The organism is Spirillospora sp. NBC_01491, assembly GCF_036227065.1.
GTDB classification, from domain to species: domain Bacteria; phylum Actinomycetota; class Actinomycetes; order Streptosporangiales; family Streptosporangiaceae; genus Spirillospora; species Spirillospora xylanilytica.
Genome location: NZ_CP109432.1, coordinates 4561146 through 4580066, shown reverse-complemented (window position 1 = coordinate 4580066; position 18921 = coordinate 4561146). Strand labels below are relative to the sequence as shown.

Genomic DNA, 18921 nt, shown 5'->3' with positions numbered 1-18921 from the left:
TGGCCGTGTTACGAGGCGGGTTCGGCGATCCCCTCATCTACCAGCGTGCGCAGCAAGCGCCGGGCCACATCGGGAGTCGTCGTCGCGGCCAGTTCTCCGGACGTCAGCGGGACGCCGGGGCGGTCGATCAGCCGCAGCACCGCTCCGGCGGCCGGGTCGGGGATCCGCAGGTCGCGGTCGCCCAAGTGCAGCACGACGCCGTTGTCGGACTTGGTGAGGGCCAGCACCGCACCGGGGACGCCGGTCACCGAGTTCACGTCGGACGCGGCGACGGCGGCGGCGACAGCGGGACGGCGCGGTCCCGACTGGGCGCGCAACTGGCCGGCACGGAGCTTCTGCGCCGCCTGCTCGACATCGAGATCGGCCAGCCAACGGGCGAAGCGTTCGGCGGTATCGCCGACCGGGCCGTCCAGCCCGTGTTCGTTGAGACCGGGCGGGAGCGCGACCCGGAACTCGGGATCTTCCGCCGCGAGGTCGAGGAGCCGCTCGAGCGCCCAGTGCCGGGTGAATTGGAGAACCCCGAGGCTGACGTGGAGTGACGTCCCCGATTCCGCGTATCCGTTGTGAATCCAGCCACGAGGAACCCACAGGACGTCGCCGGGCGAGAGTCGGATGCTCAGAAACGGGGTGCCCTTCTCGAAACGCTTCCGTTCCGCGGCGGGAATCGGAATTCTCCCCCACCGGTGCCGGGGGAGCGGATCCTGGAAGACGGGAGCGTGTAGTTCCCAGGTCTTGTGCCCGGCGGTCTGCATGATGAAGACCGCCTCGGTGTCCCAGTGATGGGCGAATCCCTGGCTTTCCGGCGGGGTCAGGAACGCGTGTGCGTAGAGGGGGTGCCCGAGTTCGGACGACAGCAGCCGGGTGAAGCGGCCGAGGGGTCGCCAAGTCCGGTGCAGCCCCATGAGCAGCAGCGTGTGCCCGGTGCGCAGCCGCTCGCCGATCCGGCGGGCGTCCAGGTTCCCGGCCGCGCCCGGGAACGCGGTCATGTCGGGGAGCATCAGGCTGCCGGGCTCGGCCATCGCGTCGTCCTTGGCCATCGTGATCGAGGAGGCCGGCAGGCCGTGGTCGCCGATGAGCCGGTCGACGTCCCCGACGCCGAGCAGCGCCGTCGCCGCCACCGGGTCGCCGTGGTGGACCTCGGGGACCTCCGGCCATTGTTCGGCGAATGCTCCGGGCCGTGCAGTGAGGTGGGCGAGGGCGCTTTCCATATGGTCTCCGAGGGCCGTGGTCTCGTGGTCCGTCCCAGGGCCATGATGCGGCTGCCGGTTATTCATGACAAGAGCGGTCAGCCGGGCAGATGCGGCTGCGCCGTAAGGTGTACACCGAGTCGTAGACGTTTTCCGAAAAGGTGTATCAACTCTTTTCTCTCATTCTTTGCCTGGTCATTTTCGGGTCTCCGTCTTAGCTTTCAAGGGGAAGATCTTCCGGCCGCGTCAAAGTCAACGAGAAGGAGCAGCAATGAACAGTCCGGATGAGCTCGACTTCGACCTGCAGGACGTCCCGATGGACGTGTTCGACCTCGCCGAGAGCGGGCTCACGATCGAGTCGCTGACCGCGGGCCACGGGATGCCCGAGCACGGCGCGTCGCTGCCGTTCTGCTCGTGCAGCGCGACCTGCAGCTGCTGCCCGAGCAGCAGCTGACCGAGGAGGACGTCCGTGCCGCCGGCCTCCGGGCCGGCGGCACGGGCCGGCTGGAGGGCTGGAGGGGTCATGAGCGAGAACGTCAGCGCGGTGCTGGACCAGGGCGTCGTCCTCTCGAGCGGCGCGCGGGTGGACGCGCCGCCGGTCCTGCGGGTCGCGGGGCTGCCCGCCGCGGTCCTGACCGGGCTGCGCATGGAGGAGTCCTTCCGGGGAGCCGGGGAACAGGCACGGCTGCGGCGATGGCTGGCCGAGGAGGGCGCGGCCCTTTCGGATCTCCTGTTCGCCGAGATCGGCGCGTTGGGCGACGGCGGGTCGGGGGAGGGCGCGTTGAAGCCGAGGCTGGTCGGCTTGCGCCGGGCGGTCTTCCGGTCGCGGCGACCTCGTCCCGAGGAGTGGAATCCGGTCGTCGCGGAGCGGCTCGCCCCCGTTGTCGCCGACCGGGTCGACGCATGGCTGCGCGGCCTGGACACGCTGGAGAGGCTGACGGGGGCGCTTCCGGGAGTCCTCGCAGCCGAGATCCGGGACAAGGAACGGCTGCTGCGTGCGGCGGCCGGGCGTCCGCGCTTCCGCCGGGCGCTCTCGCAGGCCAGCCCGGCGCTGTCGGCGGAGCTCGACAAGTGGCTCGCCGATCCCGGCCGGAGGCCGCGCCCGCAGACCATGGCGCGGCTGGCGCAGTACGTGGCCAGGGCCGCGGCCAAGACCAGCCCCTACAGCACGTTCACCATCAGCGGCGTGGGCTCCTGGAGTCGCGACGCGCCAGTGGACGCCTTCGCCTCCGGTGTTCCGGTCAGGGGTGTCCTTGAGCTGGACGGCTTCCTCGTGCTGAGCCTCGTGCGGGAACTGCGAGAGACTCCGGCGCTGAAGGCGACCATGCAAGTGCGGGTCAACCCGAGTGTGGTCCAGGTCGGGGACCGGGTGATGTTCTCCGGTCCGCCGCCTCGCGAGCCGATCGTGACCATGCCCGCGACCCCGGCGGTCCGGGCCTGCCTGATGTTCCTCGGCGAGGGTGGCCGGTACACGCTGAGCGGTCTCGAGGCACGGCTGGCGGCGGCGAACAGAGGGCGGAGCGACAGCGTCCGGCGGTTCCTGGACGCGCTCGTGAAGGCGGGGTTGCTCATACTCGACCCGCCGATCGCGGACGAGGCGCTCGACCCGCTGGGTGAACTGGCCGACTGGACGGCCTGCGGCGGGGACGCGCTCGTCGATGTGGTGCCTCTCCTCGACCGGCTGCGCCGGGAGGTCGCCCTGCCCGTCCCCGTCGAGGACGTCGACGGGCACTGCGCCCGCCAGGAACGCCTCCGCGCCGCCGCGGCCGACCTCATCACCCGGGTCGGCCTGCCGTTCCAGCCGGTCGCCGAGATGAGCAAGGCGATCTTCCACGAGAACGCGGTGTTCGCCGGCGCTCCCGTGGCGTGCTCGGCGTCGCGCTGGCGGCCCGCGCTCGACGACCTGGACGTGGTCCGGCGGTGGCTCGCGGTCTTCGATCCCGCCCTGCCGCTGAGGCTCGCGCTGGGCGGCTACTTCCGGGAACGCTTCGGCAGCGCGGCACGCGTCCCGTTCCTGGAACTCTGCCGCGCCGTGCACGAGGAGATCGCCCGCGCGGACGCCCCGGACGAGGGCGGGTCGTCCCACGGGCGGGAGGTCGCCCGGTTCTTGCGCGCCTCGCCGTTCGCGAACGGGAAGGCTCTGGCGGAGAGTCCGCTGGCGCGGCTGAGGGAACTCGGCCGGATCCAGGAACAGGCGCGCAGGGAGATGCTGGGTCCGCCATCGCCGGATGGCGTCATCCGTACCCCGGCCACGATCCTGCGGGCCGTCGCGTCCGGCTGGCCCGACTGGATCGCACCGCCCGAGTCGCTGGGCTGCTACGTGCAGGTGGTCGAACGGGAGCGGGGAATCTCGCTCGCGCTGAACGTGGCGCACGCGGGGTTCGGCCGCGGGCGGAGCCGGACCGAGAGGCTGACCGCCATGGCGGGCGCGGTCCTTCCCGAAACCGGCGGGCCAGGCCCGTTCGGCCGGGAGGAGAACGGGGCCAGGCCGGTGTACGCGGAGTTGAGCGGCACGTTCGGCTCGGCGCTGAACGCCCGCGCACCCGGCACGCGGCACGAGATCGACTATCCGTTCACCGTGAGCGGCCGGTCCCGGGACGACCGGCTGCCGGTCGGAGACCTGGAGGCGCTGCACGATCCGGAGACCGATCTGGTGAACGTCGTCTCGGCGAGGTCGGGCGAACGCGTCGTCCCGCTGCACCTGGGCATGATGGCCGACGTCCTACTGCCGCCGATCGCTCAGTTCCTGACCTGGGCGTTCGGGGTGACCTACTACTTGCACCCGAGCTTCTCCCCGCTGGCGACCGACGATGAGCAGGGCGTTCCGGACGAGCCCGCGGTGCAACCGAGGGTGGAGGCCGGCCGGGTGATCCTCCGCCGGGCCCGGTGGCGGGTGCCCACGGCGTTGGTGCCGGCCCGCGAGCCGGGTGAGAACGACGCGGCCTACCTGGTGCGGCTGGTGGGCTGGCTCGGGGACAACGGGATCCCCGACCGCTGCTTCGTGCGGATGTGGACGGACGGGCTCTGGAGCGACGACCCGTCCGACAACAAGTGGGGCAAGTGGGTGCTGGACAAGTCTCGCAAACCCATCTACATCGACTTCGCCAACTGGCACCTGCTCGCCGTATTCGAGCGGATGCTGCGCTCGCCCGGTCCCGTCATGGTGTTCGAGGAGGCGCTGCCCGCCCCCGAGGACGCCGCCGGTCCCGTCGGCGAGCGCGCCGTGGCCGAGTTCCTCGTCGAGATCTCGGCGGGTGGGTGAGATGGACGAACGCGACTGGATCAGCGCGCACGCGTTCCACCAGGGCGACCAGGACCGGCTGATCGTCGAGGCGGTCGGCCCGCTGGCGACGGGGCTGGCGGAGGACGGTCGGATCAGCGGCTGGTTCTTCCTGCGCTATTGGGACGGCGGCCCGCACGTTCGGGTACGGCTGCTGCCCGCACGGTCCGAGGACCGCCCTCTGGTCACCGAGGCCGTGGAACGGCGTTTCGAGGAGTTCTTCCGCGCCCACCCCTCCACGCCGGTGATGACCGAGCGGGACTACGCGGAGGGTGCGTCGATGCTGGCGGCCTGGGAACGGACGGAGCCGCTCTTCGATTCGCTCCAGCCCAACGACACGCTCGTGCACGTCCCCTACCGGCGCGAGCACGGACGGTACGGGCACGGCGCGGCGATCGAGGCGGTGGAACGGCATTTCGCGGAGTCGAGCCGGCTGGCGCTGGATCTGCTGCGGCAGGGCGGCCCGCCCGAGCGGCGGTCGACGGCCGCGTTCGCCATGCTGGTGCTGGCGTGGCTGACCTGCGAGCCCGACCCCGGCCGGTTGCGCGACTGGATCAGCTCGGGGACGCGGCATTTCGAGAACGAGGATGTGTCGCCGAACCTCGCGCCGCCCGAGCCGTCCGTGCGGCGGCTCCGAACGGCCGTGTCCCTCGCCCGGCGGATGCGCGCCCTCGCGGCGCTGGCCGATCAGGACGCCGGACGCCCCGGCCCCGGCGCTCTGGTCGATTGGACGCGTTCAGTCGCGGCGCTGCGCGACGTCCTGCGCCATCAGGCGGAGCGGGGCGCGCTGAGCCCGCCGGGCGCCGGCTGGGAAGGTCCGGGCGGGATCGTCACGGCCGAACCCGGCACCTCCGTCCTCACGGTCCTCGACCTCTGCGCGCACCTGGTCTGCAACCGCCTGGCCGTCACGCTTCCGGAGGAGATCGCGCTGCGGCGGCTCGCCGGGGCCGCGGTCTCGGAGCTCGCTGAAAGGACCTGACCGATGCGTTCCCACAGTTTCCGGATCCACTACCACGAAGGCGGCGACCGGCTCGTCCTGGAGGGGATACGCCCGGTGCTCCGGCGCATCGCGGGCGAGGTGGACCACGCCTACTTCGCCCGGCACTGGATCCGCGGCCCGCATGTCCGGCTGAACGTCCAGTGCGAGCCCGGCGTGCTGGAGGCTGTCGCGCGTCCGGCGGTCGACGAGGTGCTCGGCGGATTCCTCGCCGAGCACCCGTCGCGGGCTCGCCTGAACCTGGACGAGCACCTGCCGATGCACCGGCGGCTGGCGGAACTCGAATCGGAGACCGAGGACCTTCTGCCCTGGCACGCGGACAACTCGATCCACCTCTACGCAGGTCCCGAGCCGTCGCCGGAGGACGAGTCGTCCGCGCGTCTGCTGGCCGACTTCTACACCGCCACGAACGAACCGGTCTTCGCCGCACTCGACGACGTCGCGTCCGGGGCACGAAGGCTCGGCATCGCGTTCGACCTGATGATCTGCACTGCGCACGCCCTGTCCGGCGTCGGGCTCGCGCGGGGCGGGCTCTCGTTCCGCTCGCACGCCGAGGCGTTCCTCCACGGATATCCCGAAGGGCACGGCCTGCGCCGGGCCTGGGACGAGCACTACAGACGGAATGCCGCGGTACTTGTGGACCGTGTCCGTGCCGTCGTGTCCACTGTGGACGGGACGGAAGGCTCATCGGCACCTGTTCCGCACGTGCGTAGCTGGAACAGGGCCCTCGGACCATTCCGCGCCAGGGCCGAGCAGATGGCCGCGTCCGGAGGTCTGGACGAGCAGGCCCCGCCGCCCGGCCTCGACGTCGCCGACCTCACGCAGGTGAGCCCGTTCCACCGGGAGCTGTTCGCCAGCGCGGGCTGGCAGGAGCAGACCGATGCCGCCGGCTGGTTCCTCTGCTACAAACTGCTGCTCAACTACACCTACCTCCACCTGACCCGGCTCGGCGTCACTCCAACAGAACGCTTCCTGCTGTGCCACCTGGCAGCGTCCGCGGTGGAGGAGGCGCACGGGATCTCTGCGCTGGACCTGGTCCGGACCCTCGCCGATCCATCGCTGCCCCCCGCCGAGGAGGTGGCGCGATGACCGGGCAGCCGGACTCCGAGACGTTCACCGAACGGTTCTCGCTGGTCCCCGGCGTCTACAGCGCGACCACGTCCGACGGCCTGCTGCGGCTCGTGATCGGTTCGCGCGGTGCGGGCATCGGGACGGCCGAACCGTGGAGACTCGACATCCTCCGGCGGCTCGCCAAGGAACCCTGCACGGAGCGGGAACTCGAGGCTGCGGGCGCGGGGCCGGACGCCCTCGCCGAATTCGTCGGCGCGCTGCGGATCGGCGGATGGCTGGAGACCGAGATCTCCGGACCCGGCGGAGCAGGCCCGCACTACGCGCTGCGGCCGACGCGGCGCCCGTCCTCGCCGGACGGTCCCGTCCCGGACGGTCCCGCCCCGGACGACCTCGTCCTGTCGCGGTTCGCGATCGCGCACCGGGAACGTGACACCGAGGGCCTGGTCGTGGAATCCCCCTTGGCCTGGGCCAGTGCCCGCCTGCACGACCCCGCACTGCTCGGCACGCTCACCGGTGCGTCGCCCTCCACCCCGAGCCCGGCGGCAGGGACCTTGGCCCACCGGTTTCGCGGCGACCTGTTCCGCGCCGGTCTGGCGGTGCCGGCCGCGCTGCCGGAGGACGAACCCTTCGACCGGCGCCAGTGGAGCCCGCACGAGTTGTGGTTCCACTGGCGCAGCCGGATCGGCGAGCGTGACAGCCTGGGCCGGGGCTACGGCCGGACCCGCTGGGCGGACGGGCTGTACGAGCCGGTGCCCGCCCGGCGGGAGCCGTACCAGAGCCCCGCCATCGACCTGCACCGTCCCGATCTGGAGGCGCTCCGGAGCCGCGACCCGGCGCTGACCGCCGTCGTCGAGGACCGCCGATCGATCCGCGCCAACGACGACGACGCGCCGATCACGGCGCGGCAGCTCGGAGAGTTCCTCTACCGCTGCGCACGCGTCCGCGAGACACCCGGCCCAGACGGGAGCCCGCAGCTCAGCAAGCCCTATCCGGCCGGCGGCTCGGTCTACGAACTGGAGCTGTACCCGGTCGTCCGCCGAGCCTCGGGGCTGGCGCCCGGCGTCTACCACTACGACGGGCACGATCACGCGCTCCGGCTGGTGCGCGGCCCGGGGCGGGGCATGGAGCGGCTGCTCGCCACTGCCCGCCACGGCACGTTCGAACGTCTGAACCCGCAGGTGCTGATCGTCGTGACAGCGCGCTTCGGGCGGCTGATGTGGACCTATGAGCAGATGCCGTACTCGCTCATCCTCAAGCACGTCGGCGTCCTCTACCAGTCGATGTACCTCGCGGCCACCGCCATGGGGCTGGCTCCCTGCGGGCTCGGCGGCGGTGATTCCGAGACGTTCAACGAAGTGACGGGTTCCGGTTTCACGGCCGAGAGCGCCGTCGGCGAGTTCATGCTGGGCAGCCGTCCCGCCGATGGATCCTGACGTGGAGACGGAGAGCATGGGACTGCTTCTGCGCCCCGACGCCCACTACACGAAGTCGGACGGCGGCCTCTACCTGCTCACGCACGAGGGCCCCGTCTTCCTGCCGGGACGTGCCGTCCACCCGCTGCTCACCCGGCTCGCGCCCTATCTGAACGGTGACCGCTCACTGGACGAGCTGACCGCGAACCTGTCCGGCGAGCGGCGGGAGATGGTGCGACGGCTGGTCGTCGCGCTCATCGACAGAGGCGTGGTGCGGACCGGGCAGCGCATCACCCCGGAGCTCCCTGTACCCGCCGAGCCCCTGGAGACCCCGGGCGGCTCGGCTTACCGTGGCGAGGCAGGCTTCCTCTCCTACTTCCGGGACTCCGGCCACGCGGCATTCCAGGAGTACCGGAACGAACGAGCGGTGGTCGTGGGGCAGGGGGCTCTGGTGCCCGCCGTGGCCGCCGCCGCGCTGCGCTCCGGGCTGGCGTTCGTCCACCTAGTGACCCCCGATCAGGGTGACGCCCTGCTCCCCGCCGTCGAAGAGGGGCGTCGCGATCCGGAGCAGCGCGTCACCCATGCGACGCTCGGCAGTGCAGCCTTCGGGCCGGAACTCAAGAGCGCGACCCTCGTCCTGCACGCCGCCGGCGGTTCAGCGGATCCCTTGGCCGCTGACCGGGCAGTGCGGTTGGAGCGACACTGCGCGGCCGAGGAAGTGGATCTCGTCCAGGTATTCGCATTCGAGGGCGCCTACTGGTGCACCTTGTCGGGCCCGCGCCTCGGCATCGGCCCTGCCTGGCGATCGGTCGAACTCCGCTGTACCGCGCGCCGCCCCCATCAGGCGAGGGACGAGAGCTCCGCCCCGCACGCCGTCGCCACCGTGGTCGCCGCGCAGGTGGTCGCCGCGCAGGTGGTGCGCCGCGCGTTGCTGGCGCTGTCCGGGGTCGCGGCCCCCGGACCTGGCAACGTCGCGCGGTTTGATCCGCTGACCATGACCCGCCGGGAGCACGCCGTCGTGCGGCACCCGTTCGCCGCCGAGGCCGAGGTGGAGCCGTCCACCGCTTCGGCGTTCCGGGCGGCCGTCGCGGCGAGACATGCCGCTCCGTGCCTGGACGAGGCGGAGTTCTCCCGGCGGGCGGCCCAGTGTGTGGGCGAGCACCTGGGAGTCTTCAGCCCTCCGGCCGAACGCGACTTCGTCCAGCTTCCGCTGCGCGTGTGTGAGATCGAAGTGTCCGATCCGGTGGGGCTGCTCGGCAGGGAGACGCCCTTGCCGCGCGTGATCGGTGCCGGGCTCGCTTTCGAAGCGGCACGCCTCGATGCGGCGCTCGCCGCATGCTCCGCTCATGCCGTGCTCATGGTCGATCCGCGCCGACTGGTCGATGCAGAGGAGAGGCCCGCCTTCGAGCCAGGCACCGATGCTCACCTCGCGCTTTCCCTCCTCAGAGAAGGGGAGGCGGACGCGCACGTGCACGGCTACGCCCTCACCGGTCGTGGCGAGGTTCGCCTCGTGCCTGCGGAAACGGTGTTCCCGGCGCTGCGCCCACGCGCCGTCCAGGACGCGGGGGAAACCGGCCCGCCCTGGGTCGTCCCGACCGGGCTCGCCTCCGCTTACACGTGGAGCGACGCCGTGACAACGGGCGTACTCGCACACGTCCGGCGACTGGCTCTCCAAGAGTCTGCGGAGGCGTGCGGGCCGTCGCCTCGTGTCGAGTTGGAGAACGTCCCGCTGGACGCGGTCGGCACTCGCTACCTGTCCATCCTGGCCGCCCTGGGAGAGGAGGCCGCCGTGTACGCCATCGGACGGTCCCTGCCCGCGTTCACGATGCTCTGCCAGGTGGGCGGTTCGGTGCGCGGCTGCGCCAGCGGCCTCTCCGCGCCGGACGCGATCCGCGACTCTCTCGGTGCCGCCATCCTCACCTACCAGGCCCGGATGCACGGGCAGCCCGCCTACGCCCCAACGCCCCCCACCCCTGAGCCCGTTCACCTCGGGGGAGGCGGCTCGTACCGTCCCGACCTTGGCCGGGCCGGTCTCGGCGCAGTGCTGAACGGTTTGGCCGAACGGGGTCACGCACCGGTCGCCGTCCCCCTCGACCACGATCCGGAGATGAGCGCCGTGATGCCCAACACCGTCCACGTGGTGATGACCGATGGCTGAGCCGCGACTGATCGGAACCGGACTGCTCGCGGACGGCATCGCCCGGGCAACGGCCCGCCGCACCATGACCCGGCCGGACGAGCGCGTTGTCGTGAGCGCCGCCGATGCGTGGGACGTCGGGGACCGGGCCGAGATACGTGCCGAGTGCGCGCAGGACGGGGCGTACTGGCTGCCGGTGCGCACCGAACTGGGCAGAGTGGTGATCGGCCCCTCCGAACGTCCCGGGCGGCCGGGCTGCGTCGACTGCGCGGAACTGCGCCGGCGGCACAACCGACTGCACGCCGCCGCGCACGACGCCGTGGTCACCGGCAACCTCGACGTCCTCGCCGGGCAGGCGTCGACCTGGCTCACCGGCGCGGCGGCCGACGTCGTCGCGGCGGTCGTCGTCGACGAGATCGGCAGGCTGGAACAGGACTCCGCGTCGGCGCGCACGTCGGGCGCCCTGCTCTTCGTCGACCTGAAGACCCTCGAAGTCGCCAGGCACGCCTTCCTGCCCGACCCCAGATGCGTGGTGTGCGGCGGCCTCCCGGCCGACACCCCGGACGCTGCGGGCCTCGTCCTCGAATCGAGACCGAAGACCGCCCCCGGCAGCTACCGCATCAGGAAGGCGGACGGGCACCGCGACGCGCTGACCGCCGCGTACGTCGACGCCGAATGCGGGCTCATCCGCCTGCTGGCCAGGGACGACGAGGCGGGTTCGGTGATCGCCGCCGCCTGGATGGGGCTGCGCGACGGGGCGACCGAGGGCGGGTACGGCCGTACTCGCAGCTACGAGAGCAGCGAACGTGTCGCGATGCTGGAGGCGCTGGAGCGGCACGGGGGAATGGAACCCGGCGGACGGCGGACGGTGGTGCGCGGCACCTACGCCGAACTGCGCGACCAGGCCCTCGACCCCAGGGAGCTGGGTCTGTACCCAACGGAGCGGCACCGGAGCGCAGGCTTCCGGTACGAGCCGTTCGAGGTCGACCAGAAGTACAACTGGGTGTGGGGACACTCGTTCCAGCGACGCGGACCCATCCTGGTGCCCGAGGCCTACGCCTACTACCGGCTCCACCGGACCGAGGGAGAGCGGGCCCCCTTCGTCTACGAGATCTCGAACGGTTGCGCGCTCGGCGCCTGCCGTGAGGAGGCGATCCTCCACGGGATTCTCGAAGTGGCCGAGCGCGACGCGTTCCTGATGACCTGGTACGCGCGCATGGCGGCGCCCCGAATCGACCTCAGCTCGGCCGGCCGCCGTGTCGTCCCGCTCATCGTCGAGGCCATGCGCGCCGAGACCGGGTACGAGGTCATGGCGTTCGACATCAGCGTCGAGCAACGGATCCCCTGCGTATGGGCCATGGCGGTCGACCCGTCGGACGACGCTCAGCGTCCCAAGGCGGTGTGCGCCGCCGGCTCGCATCTCGATCCCGAGACCGCCGCGGAGAACGCCCTCAGCGAACTCGGGTCGATCCTGCCCGATCTCATGCGCCGGTACCCGGACCAGCAGGAGCAGGCTCGCCGGATGGTGGACGCCCCGTCCCTGGTGACCGAGATGTCGCACCATTCCCTGCTCTACGGCACGCGCGAGGCGTTCTCGCGGCTGGACCACCTCGTGTCATCCCCCCGCACGGTCCGGTTCGCCGACATGCCGGGCCGCGGCGCGGGGCCGGGCGAGGCGTTCCGGAACGCCGATCTCAGCGACGACCTCCGCGAACTGGCCGGCCGCTACCTCTGCGAGGGACTCGATGTGATCGTCGTCGACCAGTCGACGCCCGAGCACCGCGCCCGGGACCTGTCCTGCGTCAAAGTGATCGTTCCAGGGACGCTGCCCATGACGTTCGGCCACGACCTGCGCCGGGTGGACGGTCTGCCGAGGCTGCATGAGGTCCCGCGCCGGCTCGGGTACCGCGACCGGCGGCTGTCGCCACGGGACGTCAACCCGCATCCCCATCCATTCCCCTGAAGCGCACGAGGAGCCCGACATGTACCTCCAGTTCGTCCTCTGGGACCTGAAGCGGTCGAGCGTCACCGTCGACGACCTCCGCGGCTACCTCCGCGACTACGCCGTCGACGCGTACTCGAAGCTCGCGGGGATGCGCCTCAAGATGTGGTTCGGCGACGAGCGGCGCCAGGTCTGGGGCGCGGTCTACCTGTGGGACGGGGCCGCGCACATGGACGGCCCCGCCCGGGTGACGCGGGCGATCGAGCTGATCGGGTACCCGCCCACCTCGGTGAGCGTCTTCCCGCTCGAAGCGATCGCCGAGGGCGTCAGCGCCCACCCGGACCTGACCGCGCTGGGCCGCGCCTTCGCCCCGATCCCCTCGGCCGGAACCTGAGCCCGGTCAACGCGGACGGTCAGTGCTGAACGGTCCGCGGCGCCTCCCGCACCAGGTCGAACTCCTGGGCCTTGCGGACGGCCTGGGCCCGCGAGCTGACGTCCAGCTTCGTGTAGGCGTTGGTCAGATGGCGCTTCACGGTCGCCTCCGTGATGAACAGCCGCCGTGAGATGTGCCGATTGCTCAGGCCGGTCGCCACCAGCCGCAGGATCTCGATCTCCCGGTTGGTCAGCGCCCCCGCCTCCTGTGCCGCCGGGCGCAGCCTCCGCACCGCCTCGACCGGAGCCGAGAGGACGAAGACGTCGTCGCCGCGGTGCACGGCGTGGATGGCCCAGACGAGTTCGTCGAGCTGCGCCTGCTTGGCGAGGCAGGCGTGCGCCCCCGACGCGAGGACCCGGCCGAGAAACCGGTGGTCGGCCGAGTCGGTCAGCACGATGACCTTCGACTTCGGCGCGGCGTCCAGCACGGCGCCGACCAGCGTGTCGGGTGCCCTCTCGACGGCGTCGATGATCAGGATCGTGGTGCGCCACCGCCCGTCCGGGGCGGCACCGGGCGGCCCACCGCCGTCCACCAGGAAGCTGGGGACCTTGCCGAGCAGCTCGGCGAGCCCGTGCCGCAGCAGCGGCACGGTACTCACTATCTCGATCGAGAACGTTCGCGTACCTGTTTCCAGCAATGGTGCTCCCCTGATCGGCGACGGCGGTCGGCCGCTCCCACCGCCGACCGCCGCCGCTCCCCGTTCGGCCGTCAGCGGATCTGCCGGAGCAGGGCCACGGCGTCGTCCCTCTTGGCGTCCGGCGCGTCACCGGCCAGGAACTCCCGCAACGCGGTCAGCTCGCGTTCGGCCACGTTCTCCCGGACGGCCGGCAGCCGCAGGATCCGGTCGTAGCCGCGGTCCGGGAAGTACAACGCCTTCGCTCCGGCCAGCACGACGTCCGCTCCGGCCGGCGAGACGACCCCGCCGGCGACCGCCGCGGCGACCGCGACCCGGATGTTGACCATCGGCTCGCACAGCGCCCGCAACGAGTCCGGGTCGAACGTGATGGCCACCTCGTCGTCGGCGTCGATGGCCCCCGACCGGTACATCTCGAACACCTGGCCCACCCCCGCCATGCCGTCCTCGGCGAGTTCCGCCGCGCGCAGTGCGCCCATGCTGGACGAGCCGAGCACCCGCACCGGCGCCGGGTGCCGGTCGATCGCCCGCAGCACCTCCTTGGGCGAGATCATCAGACCCTGTAGAAACTGCCCGTCCACGATCCCGATCACATCCGGCGGATCCGGCTCGGCGAGCAGCGTGTCGATGTCCCCGCGTTTGACCGGCGGGCGCAGCTCCACCTCGGCCAGCCCCGCGACCGTGTCCGCGTCGATGCTCGGGCCGGCGAAGACCACGGCGCGCGTCATGCCCCCGCTCCCGCCCGCTGCTTCGGCGCGGCCAGCGACGCCAGCGCGGACTCCCAGCACGCGCCCGCGCGCGGCCCGAGCCTGCTCTGGTCGATGGCCCAGGATTCCAACCCCGGAACGATCACCCGCACCACGTGCACCGGGAAGCCCGGCGGCGTCAAGTCCACCACGATCACGCGTTCGAGTCCGTTCTCGCGAAGCCGCCCCAGCATCAGCGCGACGTCGTCCATCACGTCGTCGCTCGGACGGCTCGGCACGTCCGTGAACCGCCGGGGGACGGCGGATTCGCGCCACGGCCACACCGACCGGTCGGCCTCCCCGGCACGGGACACGTGATGTGCCCAGTTCCCGATCTCCTCGCCGGGCAGGCTGATGTCCTCCCGCATGCCCTGGATGTCGACCGCGCGGCTCTGCGCCAGTTCGGTCAGCGCCCGGATGACCGCCACCTCGGCGTCCGGGTGCGTCCCGTATCCCGAGTGTCCCGGCGAGAAGCTGTCGGCGACGCTCTCGCTCACCACCGCGGCGAACGTCGGGATGCCCAACTCCGAGGTGATGTCCCGGACGACGAGCGACAGGTCCGCGTCCCGGACGCGGTCGGCGAACCAGCGCGCCGCCGCCGGGAGCGATTCCAGCTCGACGCTCGGGGTGCGGTCCTCCAGCAGCTCCTCCGCGCCCGCCGGCGTGCGGTCGCCGAGCCGGTCCCGGATCATGTGCCGCAGCCGGTTGCTGACCAGGTCCGCCATCGTGAGGGCATCGCGTTCGATCACCTCGCAGAGGGCGTGGCAGACGGCCTCCTCCAGCGAGTTCCCCGACGCCAGGCCGTTGCTGGTGTTGACGGCGAAGCACTGCGGTTCGTGGAACGCGATGTAGTACCCCGCCAGGCAGAGCGGCACCAGGACCTCCTCGTCGTTCAGCAGGTCGAAGCCCGCCGTCCACGAGACGGGGCGGGCGGGCCGGTACGCATGGCCCGGCGCGAGGTTGTGGTCCGCTGGGGCCAGTACCACCCGCCGCCCTTCCAACTCGGCGTACGAGGCGACGACCTCGGGCGTCCTCGGCTGCCAGGCCGCGAACCGCTCCACCGCCTCCATGATCGCCGAAGTCCGCGCGTCCTCATCCGTGCGGCCCTTGCCGTTGTAGACCGACAACAGGTCGTGCGACCGAGGGACGATCGCGTTGTGGACGGGGATCCCGATCCGGTCCAGCCACGTGATGTCGGCGACCCGCCGTACCCCGACCGTGCTCAGCAGCGGAGTGACCCGCTCCAGGGTGCGGGCCGTGGTGACCTCCCGAGTCGGCCCGATCTTGGGCGCCCGGTCGCGCAGCCTCACCGTCCCGCCCGCCCGCCGGATGCCGCCCTGACGATCGGCCAGCCAAGTTCCGAACAGCCCTCGCGCATATGTCAACACCCTTTCCTGAGGGACGCCCCGTCGCGCACCGCAGCCCCGTCGCCGGGCCGGCCGCGGTGTGTGATTCAAGTCTCACGGTCGGGCCGTCCGGTGTCATGACGCCCGTTCGGGGGTCAGCCGGCGCCGGCGGCTGACCTCGATGCGCCTGCCCGATGGCGGCGCCACCGTCGAGGTGGCTCGCCTTCAGGCGGACGGCACGTGGCCATGGGTGATCGACCAGCCCAGCCTTCTCGGCTGGCATACCGCGCGGTCAAGGCCTACGTCGGGAGTCTTCGATCCAAGCTCCGGGCCCACGAACCGGGAGCAGCTTGTCATCGCGGTCGGCACCACGGGGCTCATCGCGTCGACGCGGCACGGCTGAATGAGAGACTGGAGCCATGTCCCGGCACGGCAAGCAGTCGTCGACTGACCATCGGTCGAGAGTGGACACGGTGGGCTCCGAGCGCCACACGAGGCTGCGACGGAAATACACGAGCCTGGGGATTGGTGAGTTGGTCGCGGCAGCGGTGTTCGTCACCATTGCCGTCAGCGGCGTATTGCCCGTCACCAACATCGCCCCTTCTCTGTGGTCGGCGCTGTTGCCCTTGCTCGTGATCCTCGTGCAGGCCGGCGCGTACTGGCTCCTGGCCCGTCGCTGGGCAGGTCGAGCACCGATGCCGGGCCGTATGGCCGCCACCTACCGCGCTCTTCGAGTCCTCGACCCGATTCTCCTTGCAGCGGGTCTGATCGGGGTCATCGTGTGGTTCCCGACCGGGGCCGGCACGGTGCTCGTCGTCGCGGTCTGGCTCTTCGGGGTCGTGGAGTACCTGAACTACTTCGTCGTCCGACTCTCGTACCCGGTTCACCAATGGCCCTCCCTGGTCACGCAGTGGCGCATTCCCCGATTGATCAAGGACCTCAGGCAGTCCGAATAGCCTCATCTCGCGCTCACGTTCGCGGTTGGGTGGATCGGAACTGCGGAGTTCACAGGTTTGTGGTCCATTCGTGGCCGAACCGGGCGACGCAGTCCTGGAACAGGTCGGCCTTGTCGAGTGGATGGGCCTTGAGGACCATCTGCGCAAGGGCGCCGGTCTGGTCCAGCAGATCGGTGATCTCGTCCCGCGAGGCGGATGCGGCCTTCACGCACCCCGCACGCAACGCGGCAAGCCGGTCGACCAGCACCAGACGCCGATCTGCCCCGGGCAGGTCATCGCCGCTGCCGAAGAGGTCGGCCCAGATCGTTCCTGAACCCCCACATGTGCGGTCGGTGCGTGTCCGAGGGGGGATCAAGCCCGTTACCCCAACTCCGATCCCCCTGCCCGCCGCCGTCCTACGGTTCCCGACGCCGTGACCCCGGTGTCTTAGGCCGGTTCGCTGAGACAGCGCGCGAACACGCCAGTTAACAGCGATGAAGCACGTACAAGGCGCTGACCTTGCTAAAGGCTTTCCCTTGGTCCGATCCTCCTCGGCCCGGAAGCGGGCTACCACGCTCTCGGTCTTCTGCCCGAGGTGACCTCCGGCACCAGGCCCAGGTCTTACTTCATCGCCTCGGTGACGACCTGCAGCGCTTCACCGACACCCGCACCGGTCCGTGGCTTCCTGAACAACCTCGACTCGAATCCCGCTGCGGCCAGGTGGGTGAGCTGGCGCATCTGGCGAACGCGGCGAACTCGTGGTCGGCGATTGTCCTTCTCATCCTGCCCTACGGTCTATGCGGCGTGAGTCCGGTCTTGAAGGCGATGATCGCCAGGTGGACGCGGTCCCGAGCCTCGAGCTTGGCGAACAGCCGCGCGACATGGGTCTTCGCCGTCGCCGTGCTGATCACCAACCGCTCGGCTATCTCAGTGTTCGACAGCCCCTGTCCGACCAGTGCCAGCACCTCGCGCTCCCGGTCGGTGATCCCCGCGATGAGACGTGAGTCCGCGGCGGGCTCGGCGTCCGGTTCGGGGGCCGTAGGGCCGGACGTTCCCGCGAAGTCCGCGATCAGCCGTCGGGTCACGCTCGGCGCGATCAACGCGTCGCCGGCCGCCACCACGCGGATCGCGTCCAGGATCGCGTTCAGGGCCATGCTCTTGAGCAGGAATCCGCTGGCCCCGGCGCGCAGTGCGCCGTAGACGTACTCGTCGTCGTCGAAGGTCGTCAGCACCAGCACCTTGGGCGGGTCCGGCTCGGCGGTCGCCTGCCGGGTCGCCTCGATCCCGTCCATGCCCGGCATCCGGATGTCCATCACCACGACGTCCGGCCGCAGCTCACGCACCAGGCGCACCGCCTCGCGGCCGTCGCCGGCCTCCCCGGCCACCTCCAGGTCGTCGGTGTCGCCGATCAGGATCCCGAGCCCGACCAGCATCAGCGGCTGGTCGTCGACCAGCAGCACCCGCACGCTCATGCCGGGAGCCTCGCCGCCACCCGGAATCCGCCCTCCGGACGCCGGCCCGCGCTGAACTGGCCGGACAGCAGCGTCACTCGCTCGCGCATGCCGAGCAGGCCGAAGCCGCTCCCGCCGGCCGCGGAGAGCCTCGGACGGCCCGGCCCGCCGGGACCGTCGTCCCCGTCGTCCACCACCTCGATCGTCACTCCTCTCGGCTCGTAGCCGACCGCGACCCGGCACGTCCGCGCCCCGGAATGCCGCACCACGTTCGTCACCGACTCCTGGATGATCCGGAACGCCGACAGTTCGATCTCCGGCGGCAGCGGACGCTGCTCGCCCTGCCAGCTCACGTGGACCCGCACTCCGGCGTCGGCCGTGCGTTCGGCGAGCTGCGGGACGTCGGCCAGGCTGCCGGCCGGCGCCAGCGGAGCGGCCGGCGGCATGGCGTCGTCCGGCTCGGCGCGGCGTAGCGCCCCGAGCATGCGCTGCAGCTCGAGCAGCGTCTGGCGGCTGGTGGTCTCGATGCCGGTCAGCGCCTGCCGCGCCTGCTCGGGCCTGGTCTCCACGACCCGCGCCGCCGCTCCCGACAGCACCGTGATGATCCCGATGCTGTGCGCGACGCTGTCGTGCAGTTCGCGGGCGATCCGCAGCCGCTCGGTCACGATGGCGCGGGCCGCGGTCTGCTCGTGCAGGGCTTTGCGGTATTCACGGCGTTTGCGGTTCACCCGTACGAAGACCAACGCGATTGCGACCCACAATGGGTACTGCCCGGCCCACTGGACCGCGTCGCCGACGGACTGCCCGGGGACGTGCATGTCGTTGACGAACGCGGCCGCGACGGCCGCGACGGAGCCGACGGCGGCGGCCTTCGGGCGCCGGACGGCGAGGTACCCGCCCAAGGCGATGATCAGGAAGAACGCGATCGAGGGCCGTGCGCCGAAGATGTCGCCGAGGACCGATTCGCCCAGGATCGTCGCGAAGACCGCCGTCGGCAGACGGCGCACCAGCAGAACCGGAAGGGCGAGCACGACGCACAGCCCCATCGTCCGGAAGACCCCGAGGCCGGAAAACTGGTACTGGTCGTCGTAGTGCGCAACCATCGACTTGTAGAGCGTCAGCGCGTAGAGGCAGGCGGTGGCCAGCACCACGGCCTGTGACATCAGCCAGATCACGCGCTTCGATGTCGAGAGACGCTGGAGAAGCCCTTCCATACGGAGATCGTATTCAGCGGCGTCGGCTCTGCGCGTCGCCCCGGGGATGTACGCGGGGTACACCGCCGGGCCGATGGCCTGGGGAACGGTGACATCCCCCGGCCGACGCGACGGACAGCGTTCCGTTCTTAGGTTC

The 18921-nt window shown here is 71.2% G+C and carries 16 protein-coding genes; 9 read left to right on the top strand and 7 right to left on the bottom strand.

Annotated elements, in window-relative coordinates; genetic code table 11:
- Positions 1-8: 8 nt before the first annotated feature.
- Complete coding sequence (locus OHA34_RS21305) at positions 9-1208, bottom strand: JmjC domain-containing protein (protein ID WP_329518684.1); 1200 nt, start codon at positions 1206-1208, stop codon at positions 9-11.
- Positions 1209-1458: 250 nt separating this feature from the next.
- Here OHA34_RS21305 and OHA34_RS21300 point away from each other — a divergent pair, with 250 nt between their 5' ends.
- From OHA34_RS21300 to OHA34_RS21265, 8 genes are all read left to right on the top strand, one after another.
- Positions 1459-1641: a thiomuracin/GE37468 family thiazolyl RiPP peptide gene (locus OHA34_RS21300; RefSeq protein WP_285939963.1), complete on the top strand. Its 183-nt coding sequence runs from the start codon at positions 1459-1461 to the stop codon at positions 1639-1641.
- Positions 1642-1710: 69 nt separating this feature from the next.
- Complete coding sequence (locus OHA34_RS21295; protein WP_329518683.1) at positions 1711-4449, top strand: lantibiotic dehydratase; 2739 nt, start codon at positions 1711-1713, stop codon at positions 4447-4449.
- 1 nt (position 4450) lies between these two features.
- Positions 4451-5446 carry a thiopeptide-type bacteriocin biosynthesis protein gene (locus tag OHA34_RS21290; protein ID WP_329518682.1) on the top strand — a complete coding sequence of 332 codons (996 nt, stop codon included), beginning with the start codon at positions 4451-4453 and terminating at the stop codon, positions 5444-5446.
- A gap of 3 nt (positions 5447-5449) precedes the next feature.
- Positions 5450-6553 carry a thiopeptide maturation pyridine synthase gene (locus OHA34_RS21285; RefSeq protein ID WP_329518681.1) on the top strand — a complete coding sequence of 368 codons (1104 nt, stop codon included), beginning with the start codon at positions 5450-5452 and terminating at the stop codon, positions 6551-6553.
- Positions 6550-7968: a SagB/ThcOx family dehydrogenase gene (locus OHA34_RS21280; RefSeq protein WP_329518680.1), complete on the top strand. Its 1419-nt coding sequence runs from the start codon at positions 6550-6552 to the stop codon at positions 7966-7968. Before OHA34_RS21285 ends, OHA34_RS21280 begins: the two co-directional genes overlap by 4 nt.
- A 1-nt stretch (position 7969) precedes the next feature.
- Positions 7970-10105 (top strand): hypothetical protein, encoded by a 2136-nt coding sequence (locus OHA34_RS21275; protein WP_329518679.1) that lies wholly within the window; start codon positions 7970-7972, stop codon positions 10103-10105.
- Positions 10098-12047, top strand: a complete 1950-nt coding sequence (locus tag OHA34_RS21270) for a TOMM precursor leader peptide-binding protein (RefSeq protein WP_329518678.1) — start codon at positions 10098-10100, stop codon at positions 12045-12047. Before OHA34_RS21275 ends, OHA34_RS21270 begins: the two co-directional genes overlap by 8 nt.
- A gap of 19 nt (positions 12048-12066) precedes the next feature.
- Positions 12067-12420 carry a hypothetical protein gene (locus tag OHA34_RS21265; protein ID WP_285939970.1) on the top strand — a complete coding sequence of 118 codons (354 nt, stop codon included), beginning with the start codon at positions 12067-12069 and terminating at the stop codon, positions 12418-12420.
- Between the two features lie 19 nt (positions 12421-12439).
- Here the strand turns inward: OHA34_RS21265 and OHA34_RS21260 are convergent, their stop codons facing one another.
- The 3 genes from OHA34_RS21260 to OHA34_RS21250 all read right to left on the bottom strand — a co-directional run bounded on the left by OHA34_RS21260 (position 12440) and on the right by OHA34_RS21250 (position 15224).
- Positions 12440-13057 carry a response regulator transcription factor gene (locus tag OHA34_RS21260; protein WP_285939971.1) on the bottom strand — a complete coding sequence of 206 codons (618 nt, stop codon included), beginning with the start codon at positions 13055-13057 and terminating at the stop codon, positions 12440-12442.
- 110 nt (positions 13058-13167) lie between these two features.
- A complete protein-coding gene (locus OHA34_RS21255) occupies positions 13168-13821 on the bottom strand; it encodes a TfuA-like protein (RefSeq protein ID WP_285939972.1) in 654 nt (217 codons plus the stop codon).
- Positions 13818-15224 (bottom strand): YcaO-like family protein, encoded by a 1407-nt coding sequence (locus OHA34_RS21250; RefSeq protein WP_329518677.1) that lies wholly within the window; start codon positions 15222-15224, stop codon positions 13818-13820. The genes OHA34_RS21255 and OHA34_RS21250 overlap by 4 nt, the downstream gene beginning before the upstream one ends.
- A gap of 434 nt (positions 15225-15658) precedes the next feature.
- Here OHA34_RS21250 and OHA34_RS21245 point away from each other — a divergent pair, with 434 nt between their 5' ends.
- Complete coding sequence (locus OHA34_RS21245; RefSeq protein WP_285939974.1) at positions 15659-16141, top strand: hypothetical protein; 483 nt, start codon at positions 15659-15661, stop codon at positions 16139-16141.
- A 49-nt stretch (positions 16142-16190) separates the two neighbouring features.
- Here the strand turns inward: OHA34_RS21245 and OHA34_RS21240 are convergent, their stop codons facing one another.
- The 3 genes from OHA34_RS21240 to OHA34_RS21230 form a co-directional block, all read right to left on the bottom strand.
- Complete coding sequence (locus tag OHA34_RS21240) at positions 16191-16388, bottom strand: hypothetical protein (RefSeq protein WP_285939975.1); 198 nt, start codon at positions 16386-16388, stop codon at positions 16191-16193.
- 520 nt (positions 16389-16908) lie between these two features.
- The gene (locus tag OHA34_RS21235) at positions 16909-17592 is read right to left on the bottom strand and encodes a response regulator transcription factor (RefSeq protein ID WP_329518676.1); all 684 of its coding nucleotides are present in this window, start codon (positions 17590-17592) and stop codon (positions 16909-16911) included.
- Positions 17589-18785, bottom strand: coding sequence for a sensor histidine kinase (locus OHA34_RS21230; protein WP_329518675.1), 1197 nt, complete (start codon positions 18783-18785; stop codon positions 17589-17591). Before OHA34_RS21230 ends, OHA34_RS21235 begins: the two co-directional genes overlap by 4 nt.
- Positions 18786-18921: the final 136 nt, after the last annotated feature.

Excerpts from the sequence above, each read along its gene's own strand:
- OHA34_RS21305 (WP_329518684.1), bottom strand. The coding sequence starts at position 1,208 with ATGGAAAGCGCCCTCGCCCACCTCACTGCACGGCCCGGAGCATTCGCC.
- OHA34_RS21300 (WP_285939963.1), top strand. The coding sequence starts at position 1,459 with ATGAACAGTCCGGATGAGCTCGACTTCGACCTGCAGGACGTCCCGATG.
- OHA34_RS21295 (WP_329518683.1), top strand. The coding sequence starts at position 1,711 with ATGAGCGAGAACGTCAGCGCGGTGCTGGACCAGGGCGTCGTCCTCTCG.
- OHA34_RS21290 (WP_329518682.1), top strand. The coding sequence starts at position 4,451 with ATGGACGAACGCGACTGGATCAGCGCGCACGCGTTCCACCAGGGCGAC.
- OHA34_RS21285 (WP_329518681.1), top strand. The coding sequence starts at position 5,450 with ATGCGTTCCCACAGTTTCCGGATCCACTACCACGAAGGCGGCGACCGG.
- OHA34_RS21280 (WP_329518680.1), top strand. The coding sequence starts at position 6,550 with ATGACCGGGCAGCCGGACTCCGAGACGTTCACCGAACGGTTCTCGCTG.
- OHA34_RS21270 (WP_329518678.1), top strand. The coding sequence starts at position 10,098 with ATGGCTGAGCCGCGACTGATCGGAACCGGACTGCTCGCGGACGGCATC.
- OHA34_RS21265 (WP_285939970.1), top strand. The coding sequence starts at position 12,067 with ATGTACCTCCAGTTCGTCCTCTGGGACCTGAAGCGGTCGAGCGTCACC.
- OHA34_RS21255 (WP_285939972.1), bottom strand. The coding sequence starts at position 13,821 with ATGACGCGCGCCGTGGTCTTCGCCGGCCCGAGCATCGACGCGGACACG.
- OHA34_RS21235 (WP_329518676.1), bottom strand. The coding sequence starts at position 17,592 with ATGAGCGTGCGGGTGCTGCTGGTCGACGACCAGCCGCTGATGCTGGTC.
- OHA34_RS21230 (WP_329518675.1), bottom strand. The coding sequence starts at position 18,785 with ATGGAAGGGCTTCTCCAGCGTCTCTCGACATCGAAGCGCGTGATCTGG.